At 49.8% G+C, this 13,950-nt stretch carries 13 protein-coding genes and 1 tRNA gene; 11 read left to right on the top strand and 3 right to left on the bottom strand.

Translation table 11 applies throughout. The features are described from left to right. The 5 genes from Pan54_RS22585 (at position 1) to Pan54_RS22565 (ending at position 3,437) form a co-directional block, all read left to right on the top strand. Positions 1-693, top strand: coding sequence for a hypothetical protein (locus Pan54_RS22585; RefSeq protein WP_146505711.1), 693 nt, complete (start codon positions 1-3; stop codon positions 691-693). Continuing rightward, the gene (locus tag Pan54_RS22580) at positions 690-980 is read left to right on the top strand and encodes a EutN/CcmL family microcompartment protein (RefSeq protein WP_146505710.1); all 291 of its coding nucleotides are present in this window, start codon (positions 690-692) and stop codon (positions 978-980) included. Before Pan54_RS22585 ends, Pan54_RS22580 begins: the two co-directional genes overlap by 4 nt. Next, positions 970-1,377 carry a four helix bundle protein gene (locus Pan54_RS22575; RefSeq protein ID WP_242631401.1) on the top strand — a complete coding sequence of 136 codons (408 nt, stop codon included), beginning with the start codon at positions 970-972 and terminating at the stop codon, positions 1,375-1,377. The genes Pan54_RS22580 and Pan54_RS22575 overlap by 11 nt, the downstream gene beginning before the upstream one ends. Positions 1,378-1,475: 98 nt before the next feature. Beyond that, positions 1,476-2,384 carry a class II aldolase/adducin family protein gene (locus Pan54_RS22570; protein WP_146505709.1) on the top strand — a complete coding sequence of 303 codons (909 nt, stop codon included), beginning with the start codon at positions 1,476-1,478 and terminating at the stop codon, positions 2,382-2,384. 117 nt (positions 2,385-2,501) lie between these two features. Continuing rightward, the gene (locus Pan54_RS22565; RefSeq protein WP_146505708.1) at positions 2,502-3,437 is read left to right on the top strand and encodes a malate dehydrogenase; all 936 of its coding nucleotides are present in this window, start codon (positions 2,502-2,504) and stop codon (positions 3,435-3,437) included. Between the two features lie 171 nt (positions 3,438-3,608). On the opposite strand, the gene Pan54_RS22560 is transcribed toward Pan54_RS22565, so the two are convergent. Beyond that, complete coding sequence (locus Pan54_RS22560) at positions 3,609-3,830, bottom strand: hypothetical protein (RefSeq protein ID WP_146505707.1); 222 nt, start codon at positions 3,828-3,830, stop codon at positions 3,609-3,611. Between the two features lie 229 nt (positions 3,831-4,059). Here Pan54_RS22560 and Pan54_RS22555 point away from each other — a divergent pair, with 229 nt between their 5' ends. From Pan54_RS22555 to Pan54_RS22545, 3 genes are all read left to right on the top strand, one after another. Then, positions 4,060-5,901 (top strand): SLBB domain-containing protein, encoded by a 1,842-nt coding sequence (locus Pan54_RS22555; protein ID WP_165441928.1) that lies wholly within the window; start codon positions 4,060-4,062, stop codon positions 5,899-5,901. A 103-nt stretch (positions 5,902-6,004) separates the two neighbouring features. Continuing rightward, positions 6,005-7,024, top strand: coding sequence for a hypothetical protein (locus Pan54_RS22550; protein ID WP_146505705.1), 1,020 nt, complete (start codon positions 6,005-6,007; stop codon positions 7,022-7,024). Positions 7,025-7,355: 331 nt separating this feature from the next. Then, entirely contained in the window at positions 7,356-9,680 is a 2,325-nt protein-coding gene (locus Pan54_RS22545) for an NfeD family protein (protein WP_146505704.1), read from the top strand. 295 nt (positions 9,681-9,975) lie between these two features. Here Pan54_RS22545 and hemQ read toward each other — a convergent pair whose 3' ends face one another. Further along, positions 9,976-10,827, bottom strand: a complete 852-nt coding sequence (hemQ, locus tag Pan54_RS22540; protein ID WP_146505703.1) for a hydrogen peroxide-dependent heme synthase — start codon at positions 10,825-10,827, stop codon at positions 9,976-9,978. Positions 10,828-10,893: 66 nt separating this feature from the next. Continuing rightward, on the bottom strand, positions 10,894-12,267 hold the full coding sequence (locus tag Pan54_RS22535) for an arylsulfatase (RefSeq protein WP_146505702.1): 1,374 nt from the start codon (positions 12,265-12,267) through the stop codon (positions 10,894-10,896). A 229-nt stretch (positions 12,268-12,496) separates the two neighbouring features. On the opposite strand from Pan54_RS22535, the gene Pan54_RS22530 reads away from it, so the two are divergent. The 3 genes from Pan54_RS22530 to Pan54_RS22520 all read left to right on the top strand — a co-directional run bounded on the left by Pan54_RS22530 (position 12,497) and on the right by Pan54_RS22520 (position 13,779). Then, a tRNA-Leu gene (locus Pan54_RS22530) sits at positions 12,497-12,580 on the top strand. 276 nt (positions 12,581-12,856) lie between these two features. After that, complete coding sequence (locus tag Pan54_RS22525) at positions 12,857-13,150, top strand: hypothetical protein (RefSeq protein ID WP_146505701.1); 294 nt, start codon at positions 12,857-12,859, stop codon at positions 13,148-13,150. Then, on the top strand, positions 13,147-13,779 hold the full coding sequence (locus tag Pan54_RS22520; RefSeq protein WP_146505700.1) for a DUF6666 family protein: 633 nt from the start codon (positions 13,147-13,149) through the stop codon (positions 13,777-13,779). The genes Pan54_RS22525 and Pan54_RS22520 overlap by 4 nt, the downstream gene beginning before the upstream one ends. Positions 13,780-13,950 lie beyond the last annotated feature (171 nt).

The raw sequence follows: 13,950 nt of genomic DNA, 5'->3' as shown, positions 1-13,950 counted from the left end.
ATGAACCTGGATCAGATTGATATTGATGGAATTGTCCAAAGCGTGCTGCAGCAATTGCGGCGGCGCGAGGATCGTCCGTTGATGTCAGCGATCGAACCAGTCAGTCAACCCAAGTTGAATAAAGTTGCCGTGATTCTGTCAGCTGTTGTGACGGCTGATTTGCTGGCGGAAAATGTTGGCGCAAACAAGACGGTTAGAATCTCACCGAAAGCAATCATTACACCGGCTGCCAGAGATTATCTGCGAGAGAAGAACATCACAGTCGAATCCATTGATTCGAAGACAACACAGAATCAGACATCAAAAAGTGAAACAACACAAAACGGATGGCATGGGCTCGTCGTCTCAGCCTCAGAAATGTTAAAAAGTTGTCTGCAGAATTTAGAGAAATCATCAAACGGTCGCTGGTCGCAGGAGTTGAGTGATTCCACTTCCGCAGCCGTCAAGTTAGTTCGTCAGGAAGTGGCTCGGGGAAACAAACGTGGCTATATCATTTTTTCCGACAAAGCGGCTACTGCTTGCTGTGAAGTGAATCGTAGTGAACAGGTTCGCGGCGTCGTCATTTCACGTGCTGCCGATTTACCGGCGATTTCGGAAGTGAAAGCCAACGTGATTTGTCTTCCAGCCAGCGGACTGAGTTATATGGAATACCGCCAGATTTTTCATCATCTCATAACGGAGAACACATTATGAGAATCGGCGAAATTATCGGCAAAGTGACCCTCTCGACCTGGCATCCTTCCTTGAAGGGTGGTTCGTACCGGATGGTCGTGCCGTTGACACTGGAGAATTTGAAAGGAACGTCGGACGAACGCGAGGAATCTTTCGTGATCTACGACGAATTCGGAGCTGGCAACGGAACCATCGTCGCCATCGCCGAAGGGCCGGAAGCCTCTGCCCCATTTCATCCCGAACAAAAACCAATCGACGGCAGCAATGCGGCGATTTTGGACGAAATCAGGGTAGGGAGTGGCCAGTGATGAGTGGCTAGTGGCCAGTGTTGAAAGGGTTGACATGTCACAGTTTCGATTTGAAAAACTTGATGTCTGGCATAAGGCCATTGAATTAGCGGAAGCGGTTTACAAGGTTTCAGCTAATTTTCCACAGCGAGAAATATATGGTTTAACAAGTCAAATTCGAAGGGCAGTGGTTTCTGTCTCTTCGAATATTGCGGAAGGAAATGGGCGACCATCCAATAAGGAATACATCAGGTTTATCGAAATTGCCTATGCGTCACTCATGGAAGTCGTTTCACAACTGTTTATTGCACAAAAACTCAACTTTATTACTGAAGTTCAATTAGTCGAACTCAAAAATCAAGCCAATGACATCGCTCGCATGCTGAGCGGTCTAAGACGTTCCTTACAAGATAGATAAACACAAACCTCTGGCCACTTAACACTGGCCATTCTCTACTCACTAACCTAATACACTAGCCACTGGACACTAGCCACTGGCCATTACAGGAGTACATCATGGAAAACCGTTGGAATAGTGGAATTAACGATCGTAAGCTCAAAGAACAGATCTGTGAGATTGGGCGTCGTGTTTATAACAAAGGCTTCGCTGCTGCCAACGATGGAAACATTTCCATCCGTGTTGGTGAAAACGAAGTGCTTTGTTCGCCGACCATGATCTGCAAAGGATTCATGGAGCCGGATGATATCTGTGCGGTCGACCTGGATGGAAATCAGCTGGCCGGGAAGCGAAAGCGAACCAGCGAAATCCTATTGCATCTGGCGATCATGAAAGAACGGCCCGATGTCAAAGCCGTCGTTCACTGTCATCCGCCTCACGCCACAGCATTTGCAGTAACACGCGAGCCGATTCCTCAGTGTATTCTGCCCGAGGTCGAAGTCTTCATGGGCGAAGTCCCGATGGCTCCCTACGAAACTCCCGGCGGACTCGAATTCGCGGAAACGGTTGTCCCTTTCCTGAAGGCGACCAACACAATCATCCTCAACAATCACGGCACCGTCAGCTTCGGTAAGGATTTGCAGGAAGCTTACTGGAAGACGGAAATTCTGGATGCTTATTGCCGCATTCTGATTCTATCCAAGCAGCTCGGCGGAGTGACATACCTCAACGAGCAGAAGAGCCGTGAGTTGATCGATCTGAAAAAGAAGCTCGGCTTTGACGACCCCCGCTTCCACAGCGAAGATTGCGATCTGTGCGGCAACAGTGCCTTCCGTGATGGCTACAAAGAAAATATGCCACAGCAGAAGTCCTTCGAAAAAGCTCCATCTTATCCGGGCTACCTGCAGAAACCTGCTTACGAGCAGAACGGTCAAGCTTGCAGCATGAATAACAACAACGGTCAGATCGATACCGATCAGCTCGTGAAAATGATCACCGAACAGGTGATGGCTGCGTTGGGGAAATAGTCGCTGGTTAATAGTTAATAGTAGGGTGCGTCTTGACGCACCGATATCGAATGCAAAGTGCGTTTATTCGCACCGGTTAAGCGGTTCTTAATTCCGCACAGAACGAGTGGAGACATCATGAAGGTCAGTATTATTGGTGGTGGTGGTTTGGTTGGTTCCTGTGCGGCTTTTGCTTTGCAGGGTGGCGGAATCGTTCGTGAGATTGCTCTGGTGGATGTCAATCAGGATCTTGTTGAGGGGCAGGCTCTGGATCTGATTCACGGGGCGACCTTCATGGCCGACCAGAAGATCACATCCGGTGGACCGGAAGCGTCTCGCGATGCCGATGTGATTGTTATCACCGCGGGATTGCGTCGTAAGCCGGAAGAAAGTCGACTCGATCTGATCAATCGAAACGTGGCGCTGTTCCGAAACATTCTGGCCGACCTGAAAAGGGTTGGAACGAAGAAAGATGCCATCGTCTTTGTCGTCTCCAATCCTGTCGATGTTCTCACCTTCCTCGCCTTGCAGGAACTTGGCTTGCCACCGCATCAGGTGATTGGACTGGGAACCGTTCTCGATACCTCTCGTTTGCGTGGCATGATGGCTCATCGTCTCGATGTTCCTGCGACTCAAGTGCAAACCTTGATTCTCGGCGAGCACGGCGACAGCATGGTACCGATCTGGTCAGCCGCTCAAATCGCGGGACTGCCTTTGGACAAATGGCCGGGCGTGAGCAGTACTTTGATTGCCGAAGTCGAAAAGAAAACTCGCGGCAGCGGAGCAGAAGTGATCAAGAAAAAGGGCGGAGCCGGTTTCGCGGTCGGCGTTTCCATCGCCGAGGTTGTGCATAGCATTGCTCTGGACAAACAGAGGATTCTGCCGATCTCTTCACTCCAGAACGGAGCCTACGGCTTGCGGGATGTGAGCATCTCCGTCCCGACAGTCGTCGGACGAGCCGGTGTTCTGGGACATGTCGAAATCGACCTCTGGCCGAAAGAACGGATGGGACTGCAGAACTCTGCGAATGTTCTGCGAGGGACAATCGATACAGTGCTAAAGAGTATTTCCTGATCAGACAAAATGCATAGTCCTTAGCCCTGGGTGGCTGGGGTCGAACTAAGTGAAGCCCCCAGATAGACGATCATTCTGGGGGCTTCACTTCGTTCGACCCCAGCCACCCATCGCACAATAATCTTGAAAATACCCGAGTCATGACTGACTCGGCTCGCCTGACCTACAGTTTTACTGCAACTCTTTACCGCAATGTTTGCAATGCTTACGGTCGCAGGGGGTTTCGCGGCCGCAGTGCCAGCAGGTGAGTTTGGTGCCGGAGTCGAACATCACGCCCAGGAAGTCTAGAAATGACATTCCGGTCGCTGCGTAGATGATGAAAAAGAGGAAGATCCCGGCAATCAGGATCACGGGAAAGAAAACAATCCAGAAGAAAAAGCTGCCGAACCACATTTCAAACCCGCCCTATCTTGTGCATTTTAACTACCACCACCCCAAGCCTGTCCGATCAGGGAAGTCAGGCAGATTTGCATCAATGTCTCGATCGTGATGTGCCGATTATCTCGATTATAGCGAATGAACTCGTTGCGCGATCGTAGTGCGCGGGTTCCAATTAGCTTTTTCCTAAGAGAAATATCACGGTCTGCAGAACATGAAGTTTTGTCGATTAGGGGACATCAGGATGATTGTCACGGGTCAGATTATGAAATCCATGCGGTTTTGCGGATACTTTTTCGCATTTCTGATTGGAGCCTTCTCCGTAACGATATGCCAGGCGGCTCCTAAGATTATTCAGTTTGATTCGCCAAAATCATCTCAAGTAACTTCCCCAACCGTGGCGATCATCGGCGCGGTCAATGAACCTGGAACCTATCAGCTGCAAAGCCGCACGCTCACTCTTGCAGACATGGTTACTCAGGCAGGCGGATTGACTGAAACTGCTGGTCAGAAAGTCCAGATTGTGCGTGGTGGAAGAGCCGGGATTGTGTTGTTCTACCAGTCTCAAATGGATTACACCCTACGGGCAGGGGATGTGGTGATTATTGCTGAAGGCTCTCCGAGTCGGGCAAAAGTGATCTCGTATGATCATGAAAATACGAATGGAAAATCGACCGCAAACTCACTGGTTGTTCGGGCAACACATCATCAGCCAGCGACTCGAAAATCGAATTATGGACATATCGTTCTGGTCGGCCTGCAGGATCATGCGGTAGTCATGCCACTCTGGAAACCGGAATTAACAACAGACGAGTTGCTGACGACCTGGCTGAAACAGCCTGCCGAAGTGGCTCAGGGAGTTCAACTGATTGCCGGACCTCGTAGCCGGGGAGAAGTGAACGAACTTTCTGACGGTATGGTTCTTCAAGTCCCCTCGAAGCTCGTCAACGGAAATTCGCTACCACGTTTGCCATCGATTTTAGGTGAGCCAAACAATCCAGAAGCGAAAAGTGAGAAATCAGCAAATGACTACCAACCAGAGACACAGAATCAAAACAGATGGTTGAAGGACAACGGGATTTCAACGGATTTACAGCCAGTCCCCATCACACAAAATGCCCCTGCAAAAATTGTCTCCGAACCTGAGCCATTGGCTTCGGTGCCGGAGTTCAGCCTGCCGACGTTGATGCAATCCGTCCAGCCGAATCCTGAGAACAACATGCAGGCGATGAGACCAGAACTGCGAATCGATTCTCCACTTCAAGATCCAACAATGGGAATGATGGTCATCCCACAGAGCTCCGCTCCAGTCGCAGCGGGCATGTCATCACAGTCTAATACCAAAGAAAGTCGCATTTCGTATCAGCCTGAGAGCGGGCAGAGTGTTGACGGCGTTTCGAGCGTTCCTTCGTTCGAGACCAGCTTTGATAGCTTTGTGAATGAATCCTTCCTGGGAGAAAACACCAGCGAGTCATTGCTCAGTCCTGTCAGTAATGAAGAAATCCATCTGGCAGCCGCGAATGAAGTGATTCCGAATCCGATTGATGTCAACGAGCCCAATCAATCCTCGTTCATTGGCTTAATTGCAGGGGGAATTGTCATTGTCGGAGTATTTACGGTGATTTTTGCTTCTGTGAAAACACACTTAGAACAGCCTGAATTCACCTCTGATGACGAACTGGAAAAAGAGCCCGTCGTGAAGACCAGAGATGTGAAACCGCTCGTGAAAAGCCCTGTGGTTGAATCTCAACGACAGACGACTCCAATTGCACCGTCTGAGGAAGAGGCACTTCTCCAGGCGTTGACAGAGGATCGCCTACCGACCATCGAAGAGCGAGTCTTAATGCCTCGGGAAATGAAATTTTTTGGCAAACCACATTTGCATTATGAGTTCCGCGTCGATGCGGCTCACGAAATTCCGAAGCCACATATTCAGACACCAAAAGTGAATGCAGAATCCAAACCAAAAATTGGATCAGGGCCGACATTTCGTATTACTCGCGAAGATGTTCAATGGCAGGGACAGGTCGGAATGGAACATACGTCTTCAGACTTCTTTCAACAAACGACACCGAATTTGAGATAGAAAAGTCAATCTCAGAGAAGTTTAACCCGTCATTGAGAAGCAACGTATTCAATGACACTTCGGGCCTCTGGCCACATATTCCGCGTAAGAATTGAAGCTGACTATGAATATCGCAATCGAATTTGGAGGCGGCGAATTTCGTTCGTTGCGACGTGAGGGAACTCGATTGCTGGCGCGTCGGATTTCAACCGACTATCTCGTCATCGATGCGAATGAATCTCGCCGTAAAATTCTCGAACGCCATAGCGAGGAGTTTGCTCGTTGTGATGCAGGCATCATCGTTTACGGAAATGCTGCCAATGAACTGGCGGAATTGCTGACATTACCTTTGCAGTCGGCATTGGAAAATGGTCACTTGCGAAAAGACGATCCGGTTTCTCGTCAGTTTCTTGGCGCACTGGTAGAAGGCTTGCTACCTGTGCCGACCAAGACGAACTCCCCTTGTATCGTCATTGCTTCGCAGGATGATCAAGATTCGAGTAGTCAGGAGGAGGTTCGGTTTCTGACTCAACTGGTGAAACTTCGAGGGTATACGCCCGAGGTCATTTCACCGGGTCTGGCATTAATTCTTTCCGAATGTTCCGGTTCCGGTTTTACTGGTGTTGGCATCAAAATGGGTGCGACACTTCTGGATGTTTCGTTTGTTTACCAAACTCGTGAACTTGCCCGGTTTACGATGCCTTGTGGCGGTCAGCGAGTCGATCGACAGATCGCCATTTCGCAGAACTGCTTTGTCCGTCTGCAGGATGGACGTGAAGTGCTCGATGTCCGCCCGATACGAATCTGGCGGGAAGGTGTCGAGACACTCAACCACATTTCCGATTCCCGTACCCTGGAGTTGAGGAATCAGTATCGCGAGATCGCCTTCATGGCGATGCACCGAATTCAACAGGAGTTGAATCAGGATGGCATTCTCATTCCTAAGCAAGTTCCACTAGTCATTGGTGGGACTCTGGCAGGCCCAGCCGGAACGGATGAAATGTTTACTCAGGCGATTTCTGAAATTGAATTGCCGATCCGAATTTCTCAAGTCAGACGCGTTCACAACATCCGCTTCTCAGCGTTACGGGGCGGCCTGATTCTCGGTGAAATGGCATCTAAGCCAGAGAAATCCGCTGCGTAATTGAATTATTCGCCATGTAAGCACGAAACGCAAGCGCGTCTGTCTATTTGACAGTATAACACGCTCGCTTACGCTTTGAGCTTGACGGTTATGGCAAAATATCATTTGCTACGATTCCGCTCTGCTCCTCCAAATTGCGTGATCCCTGCTTTGGATTCACACGTTTTCTGCAATAAGCTCCATAAAATAATCATGCATGGCGGCTGTCCTAAGGGTGCTCTCAGACGGTCCTGATTCCTATCATTTATAAGTGATACTGGATTTTCGGGTCGGGAACTGTGAGAATAACAAGTGATTGACTTGTTGATTTATTAACGGAGAGAAAGCAATAATGGTCTGTGAATTACGACCAGCCACGAATCGATGCAATTTCCCTCAGGCATTACTGGCTTCGCTGATCATGTGTCTGCTGGGAATGCTGTCGACTTCTGTGCGAGCCGACGAAAAACCGGCTCTTAAACCGGCTCCAGCCGCTGAAGAACCCGCTGGCGAAGTGGTGGAGGAAGGTGCGGCTGATGAGAAAAAGGAGAAAGCGAATAAAACGCCTCTCGCCTTGTATGTCACTGTCCGGAGTCCGGTCGATGACAGTATTTTCCGCAATGTCCGCAACACCGCATTAAAACTTCAGGAACTGGCTCGGGTCGAAAATCGCCCTGCGTTTCTGATCCTGGAAATTCGAGCCGGGCAAAGCGAGTTTTATCAGGTGCATGGCTTGGCTAAGTTTCTGACTTCCTCGAAAATCGATCGTGTCACCACTATTGCCTGGGTTCCGGAAACGGTCACAGGAAACAATGTGGTCGTCGCACTGGGATGCCAGGAAATTGTGATGCATCCCGATGCTGAATTGGGAGATATCGGTCGGGGTAAACCGGTCGAGCCGGATGAAGAACAACTCGTACTCTCACTGGCAGAAAAAAGGCACAACCTCCGACTGAATCGCGATCTCGTTCTCGGCATGCTTAATCCACAAGTGTCGCTGCTGGTAGCCACTGTCGAAAAAGATGGCATGACAGAAAAGCGAGTCGTTACCGAACAGCAGGCAAAAGTCCTGCGGGATAACGGACTGGCGATTACCGATGTTGAAGTGATTAAGGATAAAGGTCAAAGGGGATTGTTCTCTGGGCGAGAAGCTCGCGAGTTAGGAATTCTCGTTTCCCACACGATTGATTCCCAACCGGAACTGGCCAACCTCTATGGTATCGATCCACAAAGCCTGCGTGAAAAACATGGGCAGGGGGAGTCCTCGGTCGTTAAGTTAATCGATGTGACCGACATCATCGATCCCGTCCTCGAAGCCTTCATTCAACGACAGATCGATCGAGCTTTGGCCGAAAATGCAGAGATTATTATCTTCCGGATTGAATCCCCCGGTGGGTATTTAATGTCTGGAACCAACCTCGCGAATATGATCGCGGATCTTGAAGAGAAAAATGTTCGCACTGTTGCTTACGTTCCCGATCACGCGATCAGTTCTGCAGCCATCACCGCATTGGGTTGTGATGAAATCTACATGGGACCCGATGGCCAAATCGGTGATGCCGGTGTGATTCGCCAGGAGTTCGACGGAGCCTTTGAACGAGTCCCCGAAAAATTACTCAGCCCTTTACGACAGACGTTGATTTCACTGGCCGAACGGAAGAAGCGTCCGCCTGCGATTCTTGAGGCGATGTCGTTCAAAGACCTCGAAGTCTTTCAGGTGACGCATCGAGAGACAGGTCGTGTCTGGTATCTCACCGAAGCCGATATCGAGAAGTCCAACGGCGAATGGATTAAAGGTCCAATTGTCCCCGAGTCGGCTAAGGGACTGCTGCTGACTTTGCAGGATGATCGAGCAGTCGAATTAAAAATCGCGGCAGGTGTCGTGAACGATCTCGATGATCTCAAAGATCGACTCAACATCCCCGCTGATGTTGAACTCGATGCTGTCGGCCGCACTTGGGTTGATTCCCTGATTTACCTGCTAAACGATCCATTCATTACAGGTTTTCTCCTGTTTGTGGCGATCATCTGCATTTATATCGAACTGCATTTTATGGTGGGAATTTTCGGGATCTGTTCGGCTCTCTGTTTTGGGATTTTCTTCTGGAGTCGTTATCTCGGAGGGACAGCGACCGGGCTGGAAATCGTGTTATTCATGATGGGCATCGCCTGCATTCTGATGGAAATATTCGTCATCCCGGGCTTTGGTGTCTTTGGCGTTTCGGGAGGCTTGCTGATGGTCCTTTCGCTGATTCTGGCCAGCGAAACCTTCAATAATATCGAGCCGGAAGTGAACTCTCAGAAGTTTGTGGAGGCGGTCACGATACTTCTCGTTCCGCTCGCGGCGGTGATTGTCTCGTCGATGTTTATCAATAAGTATTTGCCTCAAATCCCACTGTTGAGGCACATCGTATTAGTCCCACCAATTCGGAAGCATGCTGGAGATACCGACACTCTACAATTGCGCCCTGATCTTGCAGATGGAAAGTCTGGCTTATTCGTCGGGAAGCAGGGAGTGGCCACGACGATTCTCCGACCTTCCGGCAAAGCTCGATTCGAGAATGAACTCGTCGATGTCGTCACGCAAGGCCCTTACATCGCCGCGAAATCTCCAGTGGAAATTATTGAAGTTCGCGGACGACGCGTGGTTGTACGCTCTCTGCCAGAAAGCACTTGAACTGAGCCTAAAATTGCGGGTGGCGGGGGCGCTCCGCTTCAGCGGAAGCCCCCGATCGTTCAATGTCTCGGGGGCTTCTCTGCGAGAGCGCCCCCGCCACCCTCCCTTGTTATTGGAATACAAAGAATGAACGCTCGAATCCACTAAGATTCATGAACGGTTACAATTGATGTATTCAATATCATAACAATCAAAACAGGAACCCATCCCACCAGCATGGTGGGGCAGGCCCCACCCTACCTCAGAGTCATTTACTCAAGCCGGTGTCTGTCAGCAATGTGTGATCTATGCATTCTCAGGCATCAATCCGCACATGCTTCAGAACCTCAGCTGCTGACATGACATAGCCGATGTAAAACGGACCGAATTCCGCGTAACGGGCAGAGGCTTTGTCGAATCGCATCGTATAGACGATATCTTTCACGTGAATCGGATTACGGGCCCACAAGGTGACGCCCCATTCCCAGTCGTCAAATCCGGTGGATGCAGTGATCAACTGGGATACTTTCCCGGCGAATTTGATTCCCGAAGTGGCATGCTCGGCCATCAATTCCGAACGGGCACTGAACGGCAGATCGAACCAGTTCGCGTGCGGATCACGAATCTTGTTCATCGGGTAAAAACAGTGCACGGGGTATGGTGGGATTTCGGGATAGATTCGTTGCTTGTTCATAGCCGGCAGACGTTGTTCGTAGCCGCGAACACGAGCTTTGAACATGTCGTCTTCAGGATTGGCCCCTTCGCGAATCAGTTTTTCAGAGAACTGTTCGAGAGTCGGCACATACTCGGAAATTTCCGTCAAAGAGACGAACGAATACGTCGGCTGCAAAACCGTTCCCAGTTCGGAAGAACGGAGTTCCTGACAGATCGTGTCAATCACCAGCGGATCAGGATCCATCAGCATCAATCCCAGGTCTGCCCGATGCCCGGAAGTGGCAAACACCTGCATCCGTTCTGGAACTCCAGCACGTTCTGGATTCAGGATTTCGATAACCTGCTGAATGCCTCGTCGACACTGTTTTTTGGACAGGTTCTTCAACTCCCGTTGATTCACCTGATAATAAATGTGCAGACAATGCCAGCCTTCGTGCAATTTGATACTTGGCTCTTCTTGCGGGGTCGAGGGCATAGGAGGGCGTCCAGACATTTCGATTCTTTCCTGGGGAGTGTTGAGAGTTGAAAGTTAAGAGTTGAGGGTTCTTTTCACTAGCCACTAATTCGGTTTACGCTTTGGCTTCGCATCTCGTAGTGGCCAATTGGGATCTTCTTCGCGAGCATCGGCCATCATGCGTTCTGCTTTTTTGACAAGATCTGGTTTCTCATTTGCAAGATTGTGTTCTTCTCCAGTATCTGTTTCGAGATTATACAGTTCGATCGGCAGAGACGGTCCATTGCGGACGGCTTTCCAGTTAGCGAAACGAATCGCCTGAATCGATTTTCCTTCATGCAATTCCCAGTAAAAATAATCACGTTCGGGAGCAGATCCCCCTTTGAGAAAACTGACCAGCGACTTTCCATCAGAACGAACATCACCTGGAAGTTCGGAATTCGTTAATTCGACAACGGTCGGGAGAAAATCCCAGAAGGCCCAGGGCTCTTCAGTGACACGACCGGCGGGCACGGTACCCGGCCACCAGGAAATGGCCGCCTGGCGTAAGGCTCCTTCATACATGCCTCGTTTGTAGCCACGCAATTGACCATCCATAGTCTGATCAAACAGTTTTCCAATTTCGGAATTGGGATTAAATGACGAACCATTATCGCCGGAGAAGATGACCAATGTGTTTTTGGCGATCCCTTTTTTTCGCAGCAGATCGAGAATGCGTCCGACATCGCTGTCGAAGCGAGTGACCATAGCCGCGTAGTTCTTTTGCAACTCGCTCCAGTCTTTTTCAGAATAAATTCCCTGATCATCGATCTCATAACGTCCATGCGGCAAGGTCGCTGCATAAAATAAAAAGAAGGGGCTGGCATCCTGCTCGTCGATCCAGCGAATCGTTTCATCAGCAAGATAATTTTGAGCATAAGATTTCCCCCGCCCCGGTTTGCCGGTGTTACCGGGAAGTTCGAAACGTTGGTCGTCGTTGTAGAGATAAGTCGGGAAGTAACTGTGAGCGTGTCGCTGGCAGTTGTATCCATAAAAATGATCGAACCCCAACTTGGCTGGGCTACCCGTGGTATCGAACATGCCCATGCCCCACTTGCCGATGCAGGCAGTGGCATAACCCTGAGATTTAAGATGCTTTGCAACCGTATAAGTGTTGGCCGGCATTGGCATTTGACCTTCCGGCTGAATCTCGCGATTCGCTCGAATCGGACAATGTCCCATATGCAGGCCCGTCATCAGGGAAGAACGAGATGGCGCACAGACAGACGTTCCACAATAAGCCTGCAGGTAACGTGTCCCTTCGGCAGCCATCTGATCCAAATGGGGAGTTTGAATCCGTTTCTGACCGTAGCAACCCAGATCTCCCTGAGCGATATCATCCGAGAGGATAAAAATAATGTTCGGCTGCTCACTGGCAGTCGAGTTCGAACAAGAAGCCAGAGCAGCCATCAGACAGAAGATAAATGAGAGTAAATTCATCGATAAGAATTCCTGAGTGTTGAAATCATCGAGTTATTCCATTGGTCATTCGACCGATGGTCTCCTCACAATAATCCGCATCGAGTCACTACGAAAGGGAATGGCAGAAATCGATGAACATAATATGGATTGATGTATCGAACATGAACTGAACGATCTAACCCGATCCATTCAGCATTTATGCTTGTAGTTTCGCAGAAAATACGTTAGTTTTCGACTCTTGCACAGAGCCGAAGTGGCGGAATGGCAGACGCGTCGGATTCAAAATCCGATGGGGGTAAACCCCGTGCGGGTTCGAGTCCCGCCTTCGGTATCCAATTGAAACGCTCGCCCTCAATCTTTGAGGACGAGCGTTTTTTTGTGCCCTTTCTTCAGATACCTGCATTCAGCCGCACTTAGCGGAGTGTATACACAAGACCACATCTTTTGCGAGTTTAACGATTGTAGCGGACGCATGAATTGAATCAAAAAATTCAATTTTTACCAATTGCAACTGGCCGATGGAAAATAATGGTTATTCAATGGCCAGGGTTTTTCCCTAGTAAATACGGATAGTGTGATGCGTGCGTTTATAATTGCAGTTGTTTACATGTCAGTTTCATCAATTTGCCAGTCCGGTTTTGCTGAAAGTATTGAGTCTGAATTATTGACGAATGTCAGTTATGATGAGTGCCTGGAGAACTGCTGCGAAAGCAGTTGGATGGATGTTCTGGAATTCTTCGCCGGGCTGGAAGGTTCCAAGCAGCCTCAGGATTTCGGGGTCAATGCCCACATGGGAACCCGGGTGCATGTCAATTATGGCTCGATCATTGTCCCGGAGTGGGGCCTGGGCCTGCAGGTCGGAACGGCGATTATTGCAGAGGCGATCATGCCGTTCGTGTGACATCCCGTGTTCAGGGAGCCAGTGCCCGTACACAGTCGTTCACAACATTCGGTCTATTTCAGAAGTCGGAAACCGGCTGGACGTGGGGAGCAGTCTACGATTATCTGGCGGAAGATGATTACGATCAGTTTTCTCTCAGTCAGACTCGCGGTCGCGTGAGCTATCGGATGGCTCCCGATCGCGAAGTCGGCTTCTACGGAATATTGCCACTGACAAATGCGACTGAAACCTGGGGAGCGATCCCGGTCGAACTGGAATCGATTGCTCAGGGGAGTCTGTTTTATCGTCAGACGTGGGATAATCAGTCGGAAACTTCGATCTGGCTGGGAATGGCGGAAAGTCATGCTCAGAACAATTTCGCTTTGGGAGACCAGAGTCGCACACCGAATGTACTGATTTACGGAGCCGACTTTCACGTCCCGCTCAATAGTCATATCGCACTTTTCGGAGAGGCGAACTTCATCACACCTTCCGATACGGGGACCGTCGATGCCTACCTCGGATTCGTCTACTACCTCGGATTCGTCTACTACCCCGGCGGCAACGCCTACGGCTGGCGAAAACAACGTAACTCGCCCGTGCTTCCCGTGGCCAGCAATACATCCTTCTCAGTAGATTTGCGAAGATAACTTATTTGTTGCAAACAGAGTTCAATGACACAGGTTGGGTAGCAATCCGCTATTCGACCAGTTTGGAATTGTCCTTCCATCTAAATTGTGCGCAATCATTGATAGGTGATCAGCCGAGAGTCAAAACTCACGAATTGTTCACCTCTGACCAAGCGTATGACCGAATTGATG

The organism is Rubinisphaera italica (genome assembly GCF_007859715.1).
In the GTDB taxonomy this organism is placed as follows: Bacteria; Planctomycetota; Planctomycetia; order Planctomycetales; family Planctomycetaceae; genus Rubinisphaera; species Rubinisphaera italica.
Note: the sequence above shows the minus strand (reverse complement) of the source record. Positions and strands in the feature narration are given on the sequence as shown.